Origin of the sequence: Bradyrhizobium liaoningense, from assembly GCF_018130785.1 — a bacterium.
Classification (GTDB): Bacteria; Pseudomonadota; Alphaproteobacteria; order Rhizobiales; family Xanthobacteraceae; genus Bradyrhizobium; species Bradyrhizobium liaoningense_A.
In genome coordinates, this window is record NZ_JAFCJT010000001.1 from 848183 (window position 1) to 868087 (window position 19905).

Consider the following 19905-nt stretch of genomic DNA (forward strand, 5'->3'; position numbering starts at 1 on the left):
GCTTCACTTCAACTCGTTCAAGCGGCGACGCCCGGCCTCACGGCCGGGCGTTTTCGTTTTGCGCGAAGTTTTCGCGATCGCCACCAGCTCGATGGAACCGCGCATTTTTGTCGCAGTCGGCCCGAGATAGGGCTTGCTTTCTGGGATATGGTATACCAAGCTCCGCGCCGCGCTTGCGACGATAAGCCACAATATTTGCGACATCAGGTCATCTTGCAACCGGTGTCGACCAGACAAGCGCGTTGGGAGGTTCTTGATGATTTCCAGCACGGATGGCGCCGTCACAGCCGCGCCTCTTCGCACAGGTTTCCGTTGGCTCCAGCTCGTGATGGGCATCGTCTGCATGGCGATGATTGCCAACCTGCAATACGGCTGGACGCTGTTCGTCGATCCGATCGATCACGAGTACCATTGGGGTCGCGCCGCGATCCAGCTCGCCTTCACCATCTTCGTCGTCACCGAGACCTGGCTGGTGCCGGTCGAGGCGTGGTTCGTCGACAAATACGGCCCGCGCATCGTCATCATGTTCGGCGGCGTGATGATCGCGCTCTCCTGGATCCTCAATTCCTACGCCAACTCGCTTGCCCTGCTCTACACGGCCGCCGTGGTCGGCGGCATGGGCGCAGGCGCAGTGTACGGCACCTGCGTCGGCAACGCGCTGAAATGGTTTCCTGACCGCCGCGGCCTCGCCGCCGGTGCGACTGCCGCCGGTTTCGGCGCCGGCGCTGCGCTCACCATCGTGCCGATCGCGACCATGATCGCATCGAGCGGCTATCAGCACGCGTTCCTCATCTTCGGCATCGGCCAGGGCGTGATCGTGTTCGTGCTCGCCTTCTTCATCCAGCCGCCGCGGATCTCGATTCCGCCGAAGAAGAAGCAGCTCAACCTGCCGCAGACCAAGATCGACTTCACCCCGCCGCAGGTGCTGCGCGCCCCCATTTTCTGGGTGATGTATCTCGTCTTCGTGATGGTCGCTTCCGGCGGCCTGATGACCGCGGCGCAGATCGCCCCGATCGCGCACGACTTCAAGATCGCCGACACGCCGGTCACGCTCGCCGGCTTCCAGATGGCGGCCTTGACCTTCGCGATCTCGCTCGACCGCATCTTCGACGGCTTCGGCCGCCCGTTCTTCGGCTTCGTGTCCGATACGATCGGCCGCGAGCACACCATGTTCATCGCCTTCGGCACCGCCGCGCTGATGCTGCTGACACTGTCGGCCTACGGCCACATTCCGATCGTGTTCGTGCTGGCGACCGCGGTTTACTTCGGCGTGTTCGGCGAGATCTACTCGCTGTTCCCGGCGACCTGCGGCGACACCTTCGGCTCGAAGTTCGCGACCACCAACAACGGCATGCTCTACACCGCGAAGGGCACGGCCTCCCTGCTCGTCCCGCTCGCCAGCGTGATCTCCGCGGCCTATGGCTGGAAGGCCGTGTTCGTGGTGGCGGTGGCGCTCAACGCAACGGCGGCGCTGATGGCGCTGTTCGTGATCAAGCCGCTGCGGCGCTCCTTCATCCTCGGCAAGGAAGCCGAGAGCGAGAGCACGGCCACGACCAACGCAAAGACCGAGACGGCGTAAGCCGCCACACGCCAACACGACGGTCGGAAAGGGGCGCAGCGATGCGCCCCTTTTTCTTTTGCCGCGACCACAAACGTCAGTATCGCTGTCGCAAGATTTTTCGGATCAGCCAAATCCAGCGCTTGACGATTGGCATTATGTATACCACACTTCCCTCATCGTTCACCCAGGGAGGTTGCCATGCTGGTCGGAGACATTCTGCGCAAGAAGACGCCGCGCGTTGTCACGGTGCGAATGAACGAAACGGTGGGTATCGCCGCCAAGCTGATGCGCGCGAACAACATCAGCGCGCTGGTGGTCAAGGACGTGGTCCGCTCGGAAGGAAACACCGCGGTCGGCATGTTCACCGAGCGCGACGTGGTGCGCGCGGTCGCCGAGCACGGCGCCAACGCCATCAACGTGAAAGTCTCGCAGCTCGTCTCGGTGCAGCAGCTCGTGTCCTGCACGTCGAGCGACACGATCGAGCACGTGCGGCACTTGATGAACCGTCATCACATCCGCCATCTGCCCGTGATCGACGATTACAGCCTCGTCTCCGTCATCAGCATGCGCGACATCGCCGCTGCCGTTGACGAAGCGATCAACGGCGCGCCGCAAGCGGCCGCCTAGACTAAAGCGCATCGCGCCTTAGAGCGTCACGACCCTTCCCCTGCGACTACCGGCCCCGGCTCGGATGCTTCCGAGCCGGACCGGATCTTTCGTCCCAAAATCCGGTCTCTGCTCGCGAGGATTTCATGAAGATCTGCATCTACGGCGCCGGCGCGATCGGCGGATATCTCGGGGTTCAACTCGCGCGCGCTGGCGCGGACGTCAGCCTGGTCGCCCGCGGCGCGCATCTTGCCGCGATGCGCGAGCGAGGCCTGACGCTGCTCGCGGGCGAGGAGAAGCACACCGTGCATCCGCGCTGCACCGACGATCCCGCCGAGCTCGGCGTGCAGGACTACATCATCATCACGCTGAAGGCGCATTCGATCACGGGCGTGATCGAGAAGATGCAGCCCCTGCTCGGGCCGCACACCCGCATCGTCACCGCCGTCAACGGCATCCCATATTGGTACTTCCACAAGCACGGCGGCCAATACGAGAATTCAACGCTTGAGAGCATCGACCCCGGCGGACGGCAGTGGCGCGAGATCGGCGCCGAGCGCGCCATCGGCTGCATCGTCTACCCCGCCACCGAGATCGAGGCGCCCGGCGTGATCCGCCACGTCTACGGCAACAATTTCCCGCTCGGCGAGCCCTCCGGCGAGATCACCTCCGACGTGCAGCGCCTCGCCGACCTCTTCGTCGCCGCCGGGCTGAAGGCGCCGGTGCTCGACCGCATCCGCGACGAGATCTGGCTGAAACTCTGGGGCAATGTCTGCTTCAACCCAATCAGCGCGCTGACCCATGCAACGCTCGACGTGATCTGCACCGATCCCTCCACGCGTGCGCTGTCGCGCGCGATCATGGTGGAGACGCAAGGCATCGCCGAGACGTTCGGCGTCAAATTCCGCGTCGACGTCGAGCGCCGCATCGAGGGCGCCCGCAAGGTCGGCGCGCACAAGACCTCGATGCTCCAGGATCTCGAGCGCGGCCGTCCGATGGAGATCGACCCGCTCGTCACCGTGGTGCAGGAGATGGGCCGCCTCACCGGCATCGCCACGCCCGCGCTCGACTCGGTGCTGGCGATGGTGACCCAGCGCGCCCGCATCGCCGGCCTCTATGACGGCGTCTCGGCACCTCACGATCCCCGCGCACTGGCGGTGGCATGATGGCGGGCGAGATGAAACAATGGCTGCGCTTCCGCCATGCCGGTGCGACCGGTTTCGGCACGCTGACCTCATCGGGCATCAGCGTCCATGAAGGCGAGATGTTCGGCCGCAACGCGACGACCGGCAAAACGCTTGCGCTGTCGGAAGTCGAGCTGCTCGCACCTTGCGCGCCCAGCAAGATCGTCGCGCTCTGGAATAATTTCCACGCGCTCGCCGCCAAGCTGAACCAGCCTGAGCCGCCGGAGCCGCTCTATCTGCTGAAGGCGACCACCACGATCACGACGCCTGGCGCCGTGATCCGCCGCCCCTCTTACTACGACGGCAAGACCACCTATGAGGGCGAGCTCGGCATCGTCATCGGCAGGACCTGCGCCCGCGTCTCGCCGGCGGAAGCGGACAGCTTCATCTTCGGCTACACCTGCGTCAACGACATCACCGCCAACGACATCCTGACCAGCGATCCCACCTTCCCGCAATGGGCCCGCGCCAAGGGCATCGATGATTACGGCCCGTTCGGCCCCGTCATCGCGACCGGCCTCGATCCGGCCAAGCTCACCGTGCGCACCATCCTCAACGGGGCTGAGCGGCAGAACTATCCGATCTCGGACATGATCTTCACCGCGCAGGAGCTGGTCAGCAAAATCTCCCACGACATGACCCTGCTTCCCAGCGACCTCATCGCCGTCGGCACCTCGGTCGGCGTCGGCGTGATGAAGGAGCCGGTGAATATTGTGACCGTCGCAATCGACGGCATCGGCGAGCTGACGAACGAGTTTCGGCTGTAGCCCTCCCAGTCATTCCGGGCGCAGCTCCGTCGTGCCCCGGAATGAAAGCCTACCGGCCATTTTCGCCGCAGCGCGGCAAAATTGATCCTGCGCAAATCGCGCCGTCGCGGCTGCCTTTATCCTTTCCGGCAATCGATTTCTGACGCCAGGGAGGACGCCATGTCGACTGCCGGCAATGCGCTTTTGTGGACGGTCTTGTACTTTGCTCTCGCGTTCGCCGCGATCTTCGTGGTCTGGTTTGCCGACAAGATGCGCTCGAACTTCCTCGGCAAGTGATAGCGAGCACGACGTCGTAGCCCGGATGAGCGGAGCGTCATACGGAACAGACCGTGACGCGGTCCCGCATATCGCTACGCTCATGGGACGACAGGCCTCGCATCTTCGGGAAAACTCGGCAAATCCAGCAGCCCCTTCCATCGTCTGCTGGCACAACCAGTCGTGGATTCACGCGACCAGGCGCATCAGGCAATCGGCGCGCCCCTTGATCTCGGTTCCGCTCTCCAATAGCAACTATGGCGAGAATGTGTCCCAAGTGGGGAAGTCACGATGTGGCTGTTTTTCGTGGTTGCCTGGTTTGTCCTGCTAGCCGCCATCGCGATCCTCGCCCAGCAGGTGTTCGGCTATGACGTCGCGCACTTGCCCGCCCTGTTTGCGGACCTGCCGATGCCGCAGCGCATCGCAACCGGCGCGATCGTGACCCTCGGGCTGGCGCTGATCGGCGCCCCCGCCTGGCGGCTCTCGCGTCAGGACCGGCGCCTCAATACCCTGCGCGACCGCCTCAAGAAGACCCGCGAGGACGTCGTCGTCGCGCACGCCCTGCAAAACCACCTCGACGCCACCGTCCAGCACCTGATCGAAAGCGATCCCCGGGAGGCCGTCTCCGCCCTCCACGACAAGCTGGGCGAGATTGAGCAACGCGCGCTTCTCCAACAGGGCCGCAACGAATCCACCGACATGCACGACCAGCTCGCCGAGATCCGCCGCCGCCAGCAGGCGCTGCGCGAGACGGTTGGCAAGGTCGCCGATCAGCGCCGCGCGGTCGAGCCTGTGTTCACCGAGATCCGCGACCGCCAGAACCAGCTCGAACGCTCCCTGCTCGACCTAGAGACCGACGACCGCAAGAACAACCTCGCCGACCGCCTGAAAGACGTGGCGCGCGACGTATCGGCGCTGCTGTCACGGGTGAACGCGGTCCAGGACATTTTCGTGACCCTCAACCAGTACAGGGAAGATCTGGCGAAATCCCATGCGGAGCTGGTCCCGCTGCGCTCGTCGGACGCCGGCATCAATGCCCTGATCGGCGAGCTCGGCCTCAGCCATGACCGGCTGGCCAAGAGCATCGACGAGCTCGAGACCGGCGGCGAGGCGCCGCTCGACACTCGCGTCGAGACGCTCTCGAAGAACAAGATCGAGATCGCGCAGCGCCTCGCCCGCATCGACGACAGCTTCAACATCCTGAAAGCGATCCGGCTCGATTTCGAGGAGCTCGGCCAGCGCCAGGCCCAGCTCGAACGCTCGCTCGCCGACGTCGAAACCGACCCCGACGGCAAGACCCTCGTCGATCGCCAGAACGCGCTGAACGATTTTGTCCTGCAGTCGCGCCAGCGTCTCGGCGCGTTGCAGGAGACGCTGGCGACGCTGAACGCCTTCAAGACGGAGCTGTCGAAGTCGCAGGCCGATCTCGTCCCGTTGAAGGCGCCGGTGTTCGGCATCGAGGCCCTGATCGCGGAGGTCGGCACCACCCGCGATCTCCTCGCAAAAACCGTCGGCGAGATCGAGGCGAACGGCGACGTCACCCTCGCCTCGCGCGTCGATGCGCTGAGCAAGAGCAAGCGCGAGGTCGAAGACAGGCTCGCCCGCATCTTCGACAATTTCAACGCGCTCGATGCCTTGCGAAAGGACATCGGCGGCATCTTCTCGACGATCAGGAACAGCCTGAACCGAATCGGGTGATTAGCTGCGTAGGATGGGTAGAGCGTAGCGAAGCCCATCCCTTCTCCTCGCGCTGATCGTCAATGGGTTTCGCTGCTCTACTCATCCCGCGGGCCTCAATCACGCCGCGCAGAAACATCCAGACACATCACATCTCGGCGCATCCGATCAATGCCGCCAACTTGTCCCGTGCGCGCCGCAACTTGGACGCATTCCGACGTCCTTCTGTGAAGCGTGTCTGGGGGCACGGCACTGCCGTGTTTGGACTAAACCTTCTAGGGGTATCACTGTGAAGAAGATTGTAATTGCTCTGGGTGCGACGCTTGCTCTGGTGACGGCTGCGAACGCTGCGGATCTGCCGCGTCGCCAGCCCGTCTATCCTGCGGAGCAGGCGCCGATCGGCAAGATGCCGATTGGCAAGAGCCCGATTGGAAAGGCCCCGATCGGCAAGGCGCCCGGTCCGGTCGCTGCGCGCTACTGATAGCAGCATCGCTGCATCAGTGTAACGGCCGGCAGTCGAGGGGGCACAGCGTGACGAACAAAACTGATCGATCGGGATCCTGCATCCTTGCAGGGTTCGCCCTCGCGGCCATGATCGCATGCACGACACCCTCGGCCTCGGCCCACGAAGCGAACAAGCGCGTTGCCGATGCGAATGCGCTTGCTACGACCGACACCGCATCGCGACCTCAGCCGCAATCGACGCGGCGCCCCGTCGCGGGCGCCGAGAAGGGTCCCTACTACGTCGACTTCCGCGCGCGGACGGCGGCGAGCTGGGGCCATGCGTTCGTCTGGTACGGCAAGACCAGCGAGCGCGCCGTCGAAGTCGCGGGCCTCACGCCCGCCGGCGACACCTGGGCCTACGTGCTCGGTCACCTCACCTGGGTGCCAGCCGAAACCGGCGCGAGCTACGGCGATCTCGATCCGGACTATCTGACCGCGAACTACCGCGTCTATCTGAGCGAAGCCGACGCCAAGCGCGTGTTCGCCTACATCAAGAAATTACAGGCAAGCTCGCCGGTCTGGAACGCCGAGACCACCAACTGCACCGGCTTCATCGGCGACATCGCCGAGTTCATGGGATTGAAGGTCCCCTACCGTTGGCAGCGCCCGGAAAACTTCGTCAACAGCCTCAAGGAAATGAACGGTGGCCGCCAAATGGTGCGGCTGTCGGCGGAGTAGCTCTACCGTCATTGCGAGCGCAGCGAAGCAATCCAGAGTCCCTCCGCGGAGACAGTCTGGATTGCTTCGCTGCGCTCGCAATGACGATGTTGAAGCTGCGGGGCTCAATGACGCTTCAGCCGCCGTCCCGGCGGGCGCCCCGGTGAAGGGCACGCCCCCAAATTATCCGCCCCGCGGAATCCCCTCAGTCCCCGCATGACACCCCGCCCTCACCGCACGGCCCCGCAATAGACATTTGCCACCCCCGGCGGCATCCTCCCGGCATCAACCGACAACAGAGCCTGCGGGCCATCCAGGGGGAAACAGATCATGCTGCAGACACGGTTCACCAAACTCGTCGGCGTCGAGCACCCGATCGTCCAGGGCGGCATGCAATGGGTCGGACGCGCCGAGCTGGTCGCCGCCGTCGCGAATGCCGGCGCGCTAGGCTTCATCACGGCGCTGACCCAGCCGACGCCGGAGGACCTCACCAAGGAGATCGCGCGCTGCCGCGACCTCACCGACAAGCCGTTTGGCGTCAACCTCACCATCCTGCCCGCGATCAAGCCGCCGCCTTATGCCGAATACCGCGCCGCCATCATCGAGAGCGGCGTCACGGTGGTCGAGACCGCCGGCAACAAGCCGCAGGAGCATGTCGACGAGTTCAGGAAGCACGGCGTCAAGGTCGTGCACAAATGCACCAGCGTCCGCCACGCCCTCTCGGCCGAGCGCATGGGCGTCGACGCCATCTCGATCGACGGGTTCGAATGCGCCGGCCATCCCGGCGAGGACGACACCCCCGGCCTGATCCTGATCCCGGCCGCCGCCAACAAGGTCAAGATCCCGATGATCGCCTCCGGTGGCTTCGCCGACGCCCGCGGCCTCGTCGCGGCGCTGGCGCTCGGGGCCGAGGGCATCAACATGGGCACCCGCTTCATGGCCACCAAGGAAAGCCCGATCCACCAGCTCATCAAGGAGAAGATCGTCGCCAATGACGAGCGCGAGACCGAGCTGATCTTCCGTACCATGCGCAACACCTCGCGCGTCGCCAGGAACGAGATCTCGACCAAGGTCGTCGCGATGGAGAAGGAAGGCGCCAGGTTCGAGGACATCCGCGAGCTCGTCGCCGGCGCCCGCGGCAAGATGGTCTATGCGACCGGCAATTCGGACGAAGGCATCTGGTCGGCCGGCCAGGTCCAGGGCCTGATCCAGGACATCCCGACCTGCGCCGAGTTGGTCTCCCGCATCGTGCGGGAAGCCGAAGCCATCATCAGGAACAGGCTGGAAGGCATGATCGTTCATCCACAACGCGAAGCAGCGGAGTAAGAAGGACAACTATCGCCCGAGAGGCGAGGTGATACTCGCCGTCGCTTAAACAGATACATCAAGCGCAAGAAAGCAATTCATGAAGGCTTACGTCTACGGCCCTGATGGAGCTACGATTTCCGACGTCGCTCAACCTGCACCTAAAGGTTCACAGGTGCTGGTCCGCGTCCGCGCCTGCGGGCTGAACCGCGCCGACACCGGCATGCGCAAGGGCCACGCCCATGGCGCGGCCGGCGGCGTCGGCACCGTGCTCGGCATGGAATGGGCCGGCGAGGTCGCCGCGCTCGGACCGGACGCCAAGGGCGTGAAAGTCGGCGACCGCATCATGGGCTCGGGCGGCGCGGCGTTCGCCGAGTACACGCTCGCCGACCACGGCCGGCTGTTCCGCGCGCCCTCGAACATGAACTTCGAGGAGGCCGCCACCCTGCCCGTCGCACTCGCGACCATGCACAATGCCGTCGTCACCGTCGGCGGCGTGCAGCCCGGGCAAGCCGTGCTGATCCAGGGCGCGAGCTCCGGCGTCGGCCTGATGGCGATGCAGATTGCCAAGCTCAAGGGCGCCAAGCTCGTGATCGGCTCCTCGACTGATTCCTATCGCCGCGGCCGGCTCAAGGAGTATGGCGCCGATCTCGCGATCGACTCCTCCGACCCCAAATGGGTCGACGAGGTGCTGAAGGCGACCGGCGGCGAAGGCGTCGACCTCATCGTCGATCAGGTCTCGGGCAAGGTCGCCAACCAGAACCTCGCGGCGACCAGGATCAAGGGCCGTATCGTCAATGTCGGCCGGCTCGGCGGCACCCATGCCGACTTCAACTTCGACCTGCATGCCGCCCGCCGCATCAATTATATCGGCGTCACCTTCCGCACCCGCACCATCGAGGAGGTCCGCGAGATCTTCGACGAGGTCCGCAAGGACATCTGGGGCGCGGTCGAGTCGCGCAAGCTCCAGCTGCCGATCGACAAGGTCTATGCGTTCGACGACATCGACAAGGCGTTCGAGCACATGGAGGCGAACAAGCATCTGGGGAAGATCGTCGTGACGCTGTGACCCTGGCCGGGCGATGAGCGCGCGGTTCGTAGGGTGGGCAAAGCGAAGCGTGCCCACCATTCCAGCTGGCGATCGCGAAAAGATGGTGGGCACGGCGCTACGCGCCTTTGCCCACCCTACGAGAGCTGGGCAAGTGGCTTAAGCCCGCATTCAATTCAGAAGCATTCGCAATAGCTTCGCTCCTGCAACTCACTCGCGACTAGAGCTGTGGATCGTCGCTTGATGTTCAGCCCTAGGCTGCTAAATCCCGGCCATGAGCGAACAGCACAACAAGACCTCGGTCGCGGCGATCTCGATCTTCGCCAGCGGCGGCATGGCGGCGGCCAAATTCGCGGTCGGCATCGCGATCGGCTCGCTGGCGCTGATCTCCGAGGCCCTGCATTCCTCGATCGACCTGGTCGCGACCATCATCACCTGGGCGGTGGTGCGGGTGTCCGACAAGCCAGCCGACGAAGAGCACCATTACGGCCACGGCAAGCTGGAGAGCATCTCCGCGCTCGGTGTCACCGCCCTGCTCTACGTGCTCGCCGGCGGCATCCTGGTCGAGTCCTATAGCCGTCTGCGCGAGGGAACCCCGCCGCCGACGATCTCGGCCGTGCCGTTCGTGGTGCTGGTGATCGACATCGTCGTGAACCTGTGGCGGGCCCGCGCCCTGCACCGCGCCGCACGGGAAACGCGCAGCCAGGCACTCGCCGCCGACGCGCTGCATTTCGCCTCCGACGTACTCGGCTCGTTCGCAGTGATCATCGGCCTGATCCTGGCCGCCCTCGGATTCTGGTGGGGCGACGCCGCGGCGGCCGCCGCGGTCGCCGTGATGATCGCCCTGCTCGGCCTGCGCATGGCCGGCTCGACCGTGCAGACGCTGGTCGATCGCGCCCCCGAGGGCGCGCAGGAGAAGGCCACGGCCGCGATCCGAAGCGTACCCGGCGTGATCGACGTCGAGCGGCTCCGGGTGCGCATGGTGGGAGCGACTACGTTCATCGACACCATCGCGAAGGTGCCGCGGACCTATCCGATCGACCGCGTCGAGGAGATCAAGCGCAAGGCGCAGGCAGCCGTCACCAAAGTGTTCGGCGATACCGACCTCAGCTTCACTGCGGTCCCCGTCGCCCGCGACAACGAGACCGTGCGCGACCGCATCATGGTGATCGCGCGCAATTCGGGCCTCGCCATCCACCACGTCACGGTGCACGATCTCGGCGCCAAGCTGATCGTCGGCATCGACCTCGAGGTGGACGCCAGGATGCAGCTCGACGCCGCCCATGACGTCGCCAACACGCTGGAGCGCAATATCCAGGAGGAGTTCGGCGCGGACGTCGAGGTCGACGTCCACATCGAGCCATTGGAACCGGAACTGCCGTTCGGCGTCGATGCCGCTCCGGAGCGGGTGCAGACCATCGCCGGCGCGCTCGCAGAATATGCTGCCGGCGGCGAGATCCACGACATTCACAACGTGCGTGTCCGCAACACCGACGCCGGCGAGATCGTCAACTTCCACTGCCGCGCCGCGCCCTCGATGAGCGTGATCAAGGTGCACGAGCATGTCGACGCGATCGAGCGCAGGCTGCGCCGTGCGTTCCCGAGCGTGAAGCGCGTCATCAGTCACGCCGAGCCGCCGCGTGCGTGATGGACAGTGCGCGAGCGATCACGCGTTCTCGTTTCGGACTCGTCGCGCACGTCGATTTGCGGACGCCGGATGCGCGAACTCTCCGTGGGATAAGAATAATTTCGCGTTAACGTTTCGTTGACTCTCGACAGCCTGCGAAAACTGGATTCAAATCGGGCATGATTCGGAAGTGACGTGGGGCTGCTTCCGAACTCAAGTTGCAAGCAGGTTTTCCAGGGGGCCGAAGGCATGTCGCGTGCAGACGCCGCGAACGCGTGCGTCCAATCCGATTCGATCAAGGGATTGGCGCAATCGATCGCGAAACCTGCCTATCATCGGCTCCTGATCGCGGAGCCGGCGCTGCGCCGCGCCGTGCCGACTCTCATCATCGCTTTCCTGATCACGATCTGCCTCGGCGCATTCGTGCAGGTCGTCGATCAGACGCGCCAGAAGCGGCTGGTGCTGCGCCACGACATCTCGGCGCTGGCCGACCTGCTCGCAGAGCGTATCGATCGCCTTACCTCCTCGCGGCAGGAGCGGCTCAAGAACATCGAGAACCTGCCGACACTGCTGCCCGATCTCATCCCGTCCTGGGGCACGGCCGCCCGCCGCCACGTCGTCGTCACCTCGGCCGGCGTCGACCGCCGCATCCTCGCCCGCATTCCGATCGACAGCGCCCCCTCGGGCAACGACCGCCTGCTCGATGCGATCACCACGGCGCAATTGCTCGCGGCGCCGCCGCGCGACAACAACGTCTCCGACATGACGCTGCCGAACGGCAACGCCGCGATGGCGACCTCGCGGCAGATCAAGTCGCTGCCGGGCCTCGTCACCGTGATCCAGGAGCGCAACGAGCCGCTCTGGGGCTCGGATGCCGCGCTCTCGGTGACGCTGTCGGCGACCACCGGCTTCGTCGTCCTGATCCTCGGCTTCGCCTTCCACTGGCAGTCGACCCGCGCCCGCGAGGGCGACCTCATCAACGACGCCGTGCGCGGCCGCATCGACACCGCGCTCAACCGCGGCCGCTGCGGCCTGTGGGACTGGGACCTGTCGCGCGGCCGGATCTTCTGGTCGCAGTCGATGTTCTCGATGCTCGGCCTCGACGGCCGTAACGAGCTCCTCACCTTCGGCGAGGTCAACGCGCTGGTGAAGTCCGACGACATCGACCTGTTCGAGATCGCCGATCAGCTCATCTCCGAGAAGATCGACCATATCGACCAGACCTTCCGCATGCAGCATGTCGACGGTCACTGGATCTGGCTCCGCGTCCGCTGCGAGAAGACGCGCGGGGCGACCGATTCCAGCGTGCACCTGATCGGAATCGCCGTCGACATCACCGAGCAGAAGAGCCTTGCCGAACGCACCGTCGAGGCCGATCTGCGCCTGCGCGACGCCATCGAGACCATTCCGGAGGCCTTCGTGCTGTGGGATGCGAGCGACCGCCTCGTGCTCTGCAACTCGCACTTCCAGCGCCTGCACAAGCTGCCCGACAGCGCCGTCATCCCCGGCACCTCCTACGAGACCGTGCTCGAAGTCGGCCGCATGCCGGAGGTGCGCACCCGCCACAACGAGACGGCCAGCCAGGGTCCGGGCGCGCGCACCTTCGAGGCGCAGCTCGACGACGGCAGCTGGCTGCATATCAGCGAGCGCCGCACCAAGGACGGCGGCTACGTCTCGGTCGGCACCGACATCACCCGGATCAAGGAGCACGAGCAGAAGCTGGTCGACAACGATCTGCGCCTGCGCGCCACCGTCATCGATTTGAAGCGCTCCCAGGCCGCCCTCGAGCGCCAGACCAACGAGCTCGCCGATCTCGCCGAGAAGTATCAGCGCGAGAAGACCCGCGCCGAGGAAGCCAACCAGACCAAGTCGAAATTCCTCGCCAATATGAGCCATGAGCTGCGCACGCCGCTCAACGCCATCATCGGCTTCTCCGAGATCATGGGCTCGGGCATGTTCGGCGAGCTCGGCTCGGAGAAGTACCAGGAATATTGCCAGGACATCCTGACCAGCGGCCATTACCTGCTCGAAGTCATCAACGACATCCTCGACATGTCCAAGATCGAAGCCGGCCGCATGAAGCTCGACATGGAAGAGCTCGACCTCGGACAGACGCTTGCGGAGTCCCTCCGCGTCGTCTCCGGCCGCGCGCACGACAAGCATCTGACGCTCGACGCCGAGATCGAGAAATCGATCTCGGTCGTTGCCGACCGCCGCGCGACCAAGCAGATCATCGTCAATCTGCTCTCCAATGCGGTGAAGTTCACGCCCGACGGCGGACGCATCGTGGTGCGCAGCCGGCAGCTCGACGACCGGATCGTGCTGATGATCGCCGACACCGGCATCGGGATCGCGCAGCATTCGCTGGCGCGGCTCGGCCGCCCCTTCGAGCAGGTCGAGAGCCAGCTCACCAAGACCTATCACGGCTCCGGACTTGGACTTGCGATCGCGCGCTCGCTGGCGCAGCTCCACGGCGGCTCGATGCGGCTGCGCTCGAAGATCGACGTGGGCACCGTCGTCCGCGTGACCCTGCCGCGCGATGCGATCAAGGCGGCGTCCGCGATGTCGGCTGCGGCCTAGCGCATGATCGGTGCTGATTGAATCAGAACCGAGGCTCTCGATCCCTGTTTTGACGCGTTGTCTTCACGCGAACCGGTATCGCTCGAAAACGCTGTAGACCCTACAATTGCAGTGACGGTGCCACTTCGCGCGCGACGTTGACCAGCGCCGCGATCAGCGGCGTCATCGGATCGCGCTGCGGGATCACCATGCCGATGCTGTAATTGACATCGGGATCGGTGATCGGGATCGAGCGCACCGTATCGGACAGGCCAAGCGTCTCGGCAAGCTTGGCCGGCATTACGCTCGCCCAGCGCCCCGTCTTCACATGCGTGAACAGCACCAGCAGCGAGTTCGAGGTCAGGGTCGGCGTCGCCTCCGCGCCGACCGAGCGGAGCGCGCGGTCGATGATGCGGCGGTTCTGCATGTCGGGCGTCAGCAGGCACAGCGGCACCTGCCCGACCTCCTTCCACGTCACCGTCTCGCGATCGCCGAACATTCCATCCGGCGCGGTCAGCAGGCGATAGCTCTCGTTGTAGAGCGGAATGGTGCGCACCTTGCCGATCGGCTCGTTCTCGATATAGGTCAGCCCAGCATCGACCTCCAGATTTTCGAGCAGCCCCAGCACCTCGGATGAGGTGGTGGACTGGATCCGGAAGCGCACCTCGGGATGCTTGGCGCGGAACGGCGTCGTCAGCTGGGCGACCATGCCGAGCACGGTCGGGATTGCCGCGATGCGGATTTCGCCCGAGAGCTGATGCTTCAGCCCGTTGATCTCGTCGCGCATGGCGCGGGCATCGCCGACGATCCGCCGCGCCCAATCCAGCGCCCGCTCGCCCTCGGGGGTAAAACCCTGGAAGCGGGAGCCGCGCTGGACCAGCATCACGCCGAGGATCTCCTCGAGCTGCTTGAGCCCGGTCGACATCGTCGGTTGCGTCACGCCGCAGACTTCTGCCGCGCGTCCAAAATGCCGCTCCTTCGCCAGCGCCAGCAGCAGTTCAAGCTTGTCGATCAACCGGTCGTCCCCTCGGATTCTGTCGTGGCATGCAAGCTAGCACGCCCCACCCTTGCCAACACACAAAAACCGCCCCGCGGAACAGCCTCGATAGCAATTTCATATCGATCGATTGCACACGCCAATCGATCAGAATTCGCAATCGCAGCATGAGACAGCTTTATTGATCTTCGAACGATTCCAAATAGTTTGCGATCAAGGGACGCTCAATCTGAGAACAAAGAATGACAGCGGTTTACGAGCCTTGGGACGAAACGCGCGGCGCCGAGATCATCGCCGAACATGCGAAGCAAGAGGGCGCGACGCTCGTCATCCTCCACGCCCTTCAAGAGGCGTTCGGCTACGTGCCGGAGGCGGCGATTCCCATGGTGGCGCAGGCGCTGAATCTGTCGCGCGCCGAGGTGCATGGCGTGTTCACGTTCTACCATGATTTCAGGCACAAGCCGGCCGGCCGTCATGTCCTGAAGCTGTGCCGCGCGGAGGCCTGCCAGGCTGCGGGTGGCGACGCGCTGGCTGCGCGCGCCGAGGCGAAGCTAGGCGTGCCGCTCGGTAACACGACCGCCGATGATCGCGTCACGCTGGAGCCGATCTACTGCCTCGGGCTGTGCGCGACCGCACCGTCCGCAATGCTCGACGGCCGCCTCATTGGCCGGCTCGACGAGAAGCGCCTCGATGCACTGGTTGCGGAGGCACAGCGATGAGCATGCGTCTCTTCGTCTCACGCGATGCGGGTGCGGTGGCCGTAGGCGCCGACGAGGTTGCGCTGGCGCTGGAACAGGCTGCGGCCAAGCGCGGCGTTACTGTCGAGATCGTCAGGACCGGCTCGCGCGGGATGTACTGGCTGGAGCCGCTGGTCGAGGTCGCGACGCCGCAGGGCCGGATCGCCTTCGGCCCGGTCAGCGAGACCGATGTGCCTTCCCTGCTCGACGCGCTCGCCAGCAACACGCCGCACCTGCTGCGGCTGGGCGCGACCGACGAGATCCCCTGGCTGAAGCGACAGACCCGTCTCACCTTCGCCCGCTGCGGCGTGATCGATCCGCGCTCGCTCGACGATTACCGCGCCCATGGCGGCTACAAGGGCCTGGAACGCGCGCTGTCGCTTGGCTCCGATGCAATCCTCGTGGAGGTCACCGCATCGGGCCTGCGCGGCCGCGGCGGCGCGGGCTTCCCGACCGGCATCAAGTGGAAGACGGTTGCGCAGGCCAAAGCCGATCGCAAATTCATCGTCTGCAACGCCGACGAAGGCGACAGCGGCACCTTTGCCGACCGCATGATCATGGAAGGCGACCCCTTCCTGGTGATCGAGGGCATGACGACCGCCGGCATCACCGTCGGCGCGACCAAGGGCTACATCTACATCCGCAGCGAATACCCGCACGCAGTCGAAGCGATGAACGCGGCCATCAAGGCGGCGAAGCGCGGCGGTTATCTCGGCGACAAGATCGGCGGCTCGACCTCCAGCTTCGATCTCGAAGTGCGGGTTGGCGCCGGCGCTTACGTTTGCGGTGAAGAGACCTCGCTGCTGGAAAGCCTCGAAGGCCGCCGTGGCCTGGTGCGCGCCAAGCCGCCGCTGCCGGCGCATCACGGCCTGTTCGGCAAGCCGACCGTCATCAACAACGTGCTGTCATTCGCGGCGATCCCCTTCATCCTCGCCGAGGGCGCCAAGGCCTATACCGATTTCGGCATGGGCCGTTCGCGCGGCACGATGCCGATCCAGCTCGCCGGCAACATCCGCCATGGCGGGCTGTTCGAGACCGCGTTCGGCGTGACGCTCGGCGAGCTCGTCGACGACGTCGGCGGTGGCACGTTCACGGGCCGCCCGGTCCGCGCGGTGCAGGTCGGCGGCCCGCTCGGCGCCTATTTCCCGCGCGCGCTGTTTGATACCCCGTTTGACTACGAAGCCTTCGCCGCACGCGACGGCCTGATCGGCCATGGCGGCATCGTCGTGTTCGACGACAGCGTCGACATGCGCAGGCAGGCGCGCTTCGCCATGGAATTCTGCGCCATCGAATCCTGCGGCAAGTGCACGCCCTGCCGCATCGGCTCGACCCGTGGCGTCGAGACCATCGAAAAGATCATCCGCGGCGAGCGCGTGAGCGAAAACCTCGCGCTCGTCGAAGACCTCTGCAACACGATGAAATTCGGCTCGCTCTGCGCACTCGGGGGCTTCACGCCCTACCCCGTGCTCAGCGCGTTGAAGCATTTCCGGGAGGATTTCGCACCCATCCCGACCACGCTTCAGGCCGCGGAATAGGAGAACGACGATGTCTCTGATCGAAGAAATCGACTACGGCACGCCACGCTCCAAATCGGAAACGATGGTCACGCTGACCATCGACGGCAACCAGGTCACGGTGCCCGAGGGCACTTCGATCATGCGGGCCGCGATGGACGCCGGCCACCAGATCCCGAAACTCTGCGCGACCGACATGGTCGATGCGTTCGGCTCGTGCCGGCTCTGCGTCGTCGAGATCGAGGGCCGCGCCGGCACGCCGGCCTCCTGCACCACACCGGTGATGCCGGGCCTCGTCGTGCACACCCAGAGCGAACGGCTGAAGAAACTGCGCAAGGGCGTGATGGAGCTCTACATCTCCGACCATCCGCTCGACTGCCTCACCTGCGGCGCCAACGGCGATTGCGAATTGCAGGATATGGCAGGCGCCGTGGGCCTGCGCGACGTCCGCTACGGCTATGAGGGCGAGAACCACGTCTTCGCCAAGTCCAACGGCGAGGTCAACGCCGCCTGGATGCCGAAGGACGAGTCCAATCCCTATTTCACCTACGATCCGTCGAAGTGCATCGTCTGCTCGCGCTGCGTCCGCGCCTGCGAGGAAGTGCAAGGCACCTTCGCGCTGACCATCTCGGGCCGCGGCTTCGACAGCCGCGTTTCGCCCGGCATGAGCGAGAGCTTCCTCGGCTCCGAATGCGTCTCCTGCGGCGCCTGCGTGCAGGCCTGCCCGACCGCGACGCTGACGGAAAAATCCGTGATCGAGATCGGCCAGCCCGAGCACTCCGTTGTCACCACCTGCGCCTATTGCGGCGTCGGTTGCGCCTTCAAGGCCGAGATGCGCGGCGAGGAAGTCGTGCGCATGGTGCCGTACAAGGACGGCAAGGCCAATCGCGGCCATTCCTGCGTCAAGGGCCGTTTCGCCTGGGGTTACACCAACCACAAGGAGCGTATCCTCAACCCGATGATCCGCGAGCGGATCGAGGATCCCTGGCGCGAAGTGTCCTGGGATGAGGCGTTCTCGTTTGCCGCCACCAAGATGCGCGGCATCCAGAAGAAATACGGCCGCGACGCCATCGGCGGCATCACCTCGTCCCGCTGCACCAACGAAGAAACCTATCTGGTGCAGAAGCTGATCCGTGGCGGCTTCGGCAACAACAATGTCGACACCTGCGCCCGCGTCTGCCATTCGCCGACCGGTTACGGCCTGTCGCAGACCTTCGGCACGTCGGCCGGCACGCAGGACTTCGACTCGGTGGAGGATACTGACGTCGCGGTCATCATTGGTGCAAATCCCGCCTCCGCTCACCCGGTGTTCGCTTCGCGCCTGAAGAAGCGGTTGCGCCAGGGTGCGAAACTGATCGTGATCGATCCGCGCCGGACCGAAATGGTGGAATCGCCGCACGTAAAGGCGTTGCACCTGCCGCTGATGCCCGGCACCAACGTTGCCGTCGTGACGGCGCTGGCGCACGTCATCGTCACCGAGGGCCTCGCCAACGAAGCCTTCGTGCGCGAGCGCTGCGACTGGGCCGAGTTCGAGGAATGGGCCGCCTTCGTCGCCCAGCCGAAACACAGTCCGGAAGCCACCGCGATCCTCACCGGCGTCGATCCGCAGGTGTTGCGCGAAGCCGCGCGCATCTACGCCACCGGCGGCAATGGCGCGATCTATTACGGCCTCGGCGTCACCGAGCACAGCCAGGGCTCGACCACGGTGATCGCGATCGCGAACCTTGCGATGGTCACAGGCAATATCGGCCGTCCCGGCGTCGGCGTGAATCCGCTGCGCGGCCAGAACAACGTCCAGGGCTCGTGCGACATGGGCTCGTTCCCGCACGAGCTGCCCGGCTATCGTCACATCTCGGGCGACGCCGTGCGCGACCAGTTCGAAGCGTTGTGGAACGTCAAGCTCAACCCGGAGCCGGGCCTGCGCATTCCCAACATGTTCGATGCCGCAATCGAAGGCACGTTCATGGGCATCTACGTGCAGGGCGAGGACATCCTCCAGTCCGATCCCAACACCAAGCACGTGGTGGCGGCGCTGTCGTCGATGGAATGCGTCATCGTTCACGACCTCTTCCTGAACGAGACCGCAAACTACGCCCATGTCTTCCTGCCCGGCTCGAGCTTCCTCGAGAAGGACGGAACCTTCACCAACGCCGAGCGCCGCATCCAGCGCGTCCGCAAGGTGATGTCACCGAAGAACGGCATGGCCGACTGGGAGGTCACCATCGCCCTCGCCAAGGCCATGGGCTTCGAGATGAACTACAGCCATCCGTCCGAGATCATGGACGAGATCGCGGCACTGACGCCGACGTTTACCGGCGTCTCCTACGCCAAGCTCGACGAACTCGGCTCGGTGCAATGGCCCTGCAACGAGAAGGCGCCGGAGGGCACCCCGGTGATGCATATCGGCGGCTTCGTCCGTGGCAAGGGCAAGTTCATCGTCACCGAATACGTCGCAACCGACGAGCGCACCGGGCCCCGCTTCCCGCTGCTGCTCACCACGGGCCGCATCCTCAGCCAGTACAATGTCGGTGCGCAGACAAGGCGCACCGAGAACGTGGTCTGGCATGCCGAGGACCGGCTCGAGATTCATCCGCACGACGCCGAGCAGCGCGGTGTGCGCGACGGCGACTGGGTGCGACTCGCGAGCCGTGCGGGCGAAACCACCCTGCGCGCGGAGATCACCGACCGCGTCTCACCGGGCGTCGTCTACACCACCTTCCATCACCCGGACACGCAGGCCAACGTCATCACCACCGACTTTTCGGACTGGGCCACCAACTGCCCCGAATACAAGGTGACCGCGGTGCAGATCTCGCCGTCGAACGGTCCATCCGACTGGCAGAAGAGCTACGACGAGCAGGCGCGGCACTCCCGCCGCATCGCGCCGGCCGAGGCCGCGGAGTAACG

16 protein-coding genes are annotated in these 19905 nt (G+C 65.0%); 14 read left to right on the forward strand and 2 right to left on the reverse strand.

Translation table 11 applies throughout. The features are described from left to right. Positions 1–3 precede the first annotated feature (3 nt). On the reverse strand, positions 4–270 hold the full coding sequence (locus JQ627_RS03735; protein WP_212482789.1) for a hypothetical protein: 267 nt from the start codon (positions 268–270) through the stop codon (positions 4–6). Here JQ627_RS03735 and oxlT point away from each other — a divergent pair. From oxlT to JQ627_RS03790, 11 genes are all read left to right on the forward strand, one after another. Then, on the forward strand, positions 257–1579 hold the full coding sequence (gene oxlT / locus JQ627_RS03740) for an oxalate/formate MFS antiporter (protein ID WP_212482790.1): 1323 nt from the start codon (positions 257–259) through the stop codon (positions 1577–1579). The two genes, JQ627_RS03735 and oxlT, sit on opposite strands and share 14 nt — an antisense overlap. Before the next feature lie 180 nt (positions 1580–1759). Further along, on the forward strand, positions 1760–2188 hold the full coding sequence (locus tag JQ627_RS03745; RefSeq protein ID WP_212482791.1) for a CBS domain-containing protein: 429 nt from the start codon (positions 1760–1762) through the stop codon (positions 2186–2188). A gap of 125 nt (positions 2189–2313) precedes the next feature. After that, entirely contained in the window at positions 2314–3333 is a 1020-nt protein-coding gene (locus tag JQ627_RS03750) for a 2-dehydropantoate 2-reductase (RefSeq protein ID WP_212482792.1), read from the forward strand. Beyond that, complete coding sequence (locus tag JQ627_RS03755) at positions 3330–4118, forward strand: fumarylacetoacetate hydrolase family protein (RefSeq protein WP_212482793.1); 789 nt, start codon at positions 3330–3332, stop codon at positions 4116–4118. The genes JQ627_RS03750 and JQ627_RS03755 overlap by 4 nt, the downstream gene beginning before the upstream one ends. Before the next feature lie 546 nt (positions 4119–4664). After that, positions 4665–6071 (forward strand): hypothetical protein, encoded by a 1407-nt coding sequence (locus tag JQ627_RS03760; RefSeq protein ID WP_212482794.1) that lies wholly within the window; start codon positions 4665–4667, stop codon positions 6069–6071. A 268-nt stretch (positions 6072–6339) separates the two neighbouring features. Beyond that, complete coding sequence (locus JQ627_RS03765) at positions 6340–6531, forward strand: hypothetical protein (protein WP_212482795.1); 192 nt, start codon at positions 6340–6342, stop codon at positions 6529–6531. 50 nt (positions 6532–6581) lie between these two features. Further along, complete coding sequence (locus JQ627_RS03770) at positions 6582–7232, forward strand: hypothetical protein (protein ID WP_212482796.1); 651 nt, start codon at positions 6582–6584, stop codon at positions 7230–7232. Positions 7233–7541: 309 nt separating this feature from the next. Beyond that, positions 7542–8537 carry a nitronate monooxygenase family protein gene (locus JQ627_RS03775; RefSeq protein WP_212482797.1) on the forward strand — a complete coding sequence of 332 codons (996 nt, stop codon included), beginning with the start codon at positions 7542–7544 and terminating at the stop codon, positions 8535–8537. A gap of 79 nt (positions 8538–8616) precedes the next feature. After that, positions 8617–9585 (forward strand): zinc-binding dehydrogenase, encoded by a 969-nt coding sequence (locus JQ627_RS03780; RefSeq protein ID WP_212482798.1) that lies wholly within the window; start codon positions 8617–8619, stop codon positions 9583–9585. A 253-nt stretch (positions 9586–9838) separates the two neighbouring features. Further along, complete coding sequence (locus JQ627_RS03785; protein WP_212482799.1) at positions 9839–11212, forward strand: cation-efflux pump; 1374 nt, start codon at positions 9839–9841, stop codon at positions 11210–11212. 228 nt (positions 11213–11440) lie between these two features. Further along, positions 11441–13771 (forward strand): PAS domain-containing sensor histidine kinase, encoded by a 2331-nt coding sequence (locus JQ627_RS03790; RefSeq protein WP_212482800.1) that lies wholly within the window; start codon positions 11441–11443, stop codon positions 13769–13771. Positions 13772–13871: 100 nt separating this feature from the next. Here the strand turns inward: JQ627_RS03790 and JQ627_RS03795 are convergent, their stop codons facing one another. Continuing rightward, positions 13872–14765 (reverse strand): LysR family transcriptional regulator, encoded by an 894-nt coding sequence (locus tag JQ627_RS03795; RefSeq protein WP_014496684.1) that lies wholly within the window; start codon positions 14763–14765, stop codon positions 13872–13874. A gap of 224 nt (positions 14766–14989) precedes the next feature. Between JQ627_RS03795 and JQ627_RS03800 the strand changes: the two genes are divergently transcribed. From JQ627_RS03800 to fdhF, 3 genes are read left to right on the forward strand one after another with little or no spacing between them, the layout of a single operon-like run. Then, the gene (locus JQ627_RS03800) at positions 14990–15466 is read left to right on the forward strand and encodes a formate dehydrogenase subunit gamma (protein WP_135215011.1); all 477 of its coding nucleotides are present in this window, start codon (positions 14990–14992) and stop codon (positions 15464–15466) included. Then, positions 15463–17019, forward strand: a complete 1557-nt coding sequence (locus JQ627_RS03805) for an NADH-quinone oxidoreductase subunit NuoF (RefSeq protein WP_212482801.1) — start codon at positions 15463–15465, stop codon at positions 17017–17019. The genes JQ627_RS03800 and JQ627_RS03805 overlap by 4 nt, the downstream gene beginning before the upstream one ends. A gap of 10 nt (positions 17020–17029) precedes the next feature. Continuing rightward, positions 17030–19903 (forward strand): formate dehydrogenase subunit alpha, encoded by a 2874-nt coding sequence (fdhF, locus tag JQ627_RS03810; RefSeq protein WP_212482802.1) that lies wholly within the window; start codon positions 17030–17032, stop codon positions 19901–19903. The last annotated feature ends 2 nt before the right edge of the window (positions 19904–19905 follow it).

Bases quoted from the DNA above. Each gene is read 5' to 3' on its own strand.
- oxlT (WP_212482790.1), top strand. From the start codon at position 257: ATGATTTCCAGCACGGATGGCGCCGTCACAGCCGCGCCTCTTCGCACA.
- JQ627_RS03745 (WP_212482791.1), top strand. From the start codon at position 1,760: ATGCTGGTCGGAGACATTCTGCGCAAGAAGACGCCGCGCGTTGTCACG.
- JQ627_RS03750 (WP_212482792.1), top strand. From the start codon at position 2,314: ATGAAGATCTGCATCTACGGCGCCGGCGCGATCGGCGGATATCTCGGG.
- JQ627_RS03755 (WP_212482793.1), top strand. From the start codon at position 3,330: ATGATGGCGGGCGAGATGAAACAATGGCTGCGCTTCCGCCATGCCGGT.
- JQ627_RS03760 (WP_212482794.1), top strand. From the start codon at position 4,665: ATGTGGCTGTTTTTCGTGGTTGCCTGGTTTGTCCTGCTAGCCGCCATC.
- JQ627_RS03775 (WP_212482797.1), top strand. From the start codon at position 7,542: ATGCTGCAGACACGGTTCACCAAACTCGTCGGCGTCGAGCACCCGATC.
- JQ627_RS03780 (WP_212482798.1), top strand. From the start codon at position 8,617: ATGAAGGCTTACGTCTACGGCCCTGATGGAGCTACGATTTCCGACGTC.
- JQ627_RS03785 (WP_212482799.1), top strand. From the start codon at position 9,839: ATGAGCGAACAGCACAACAAGACCTCGGTCGCGGCGATCTCGATCTTC.
- JQ627_RS03790 (WP_212482800.1), top strand. From the start codon at position 11,441: ATGTCGCGTGCAGACGCCGCGAACGCGTGCGTCCAATCCGATTCGATC.
- JQ627_RS03800 (WP_135215011.1), top strand. From the start codon at position 14,990: ATGACAGCGGTTTACGAGCCTTGGGACGAAACGCGCGGCGCCGAGATC.
- JQ627_RS03805 (WP_212482801.1), top strand. From the start codon at position 15,463: ATGAGCATGCGTCTCTTCGTCTCACGCGATGCGGGTGCGGTGGCCGTA.
- fdhF (WP_212482802.1), top strand. From the start codon at position 17,030: ATGTCTCTGATCGAAGAAATCGACTACGGCACGCCACGCTCCAAATCG.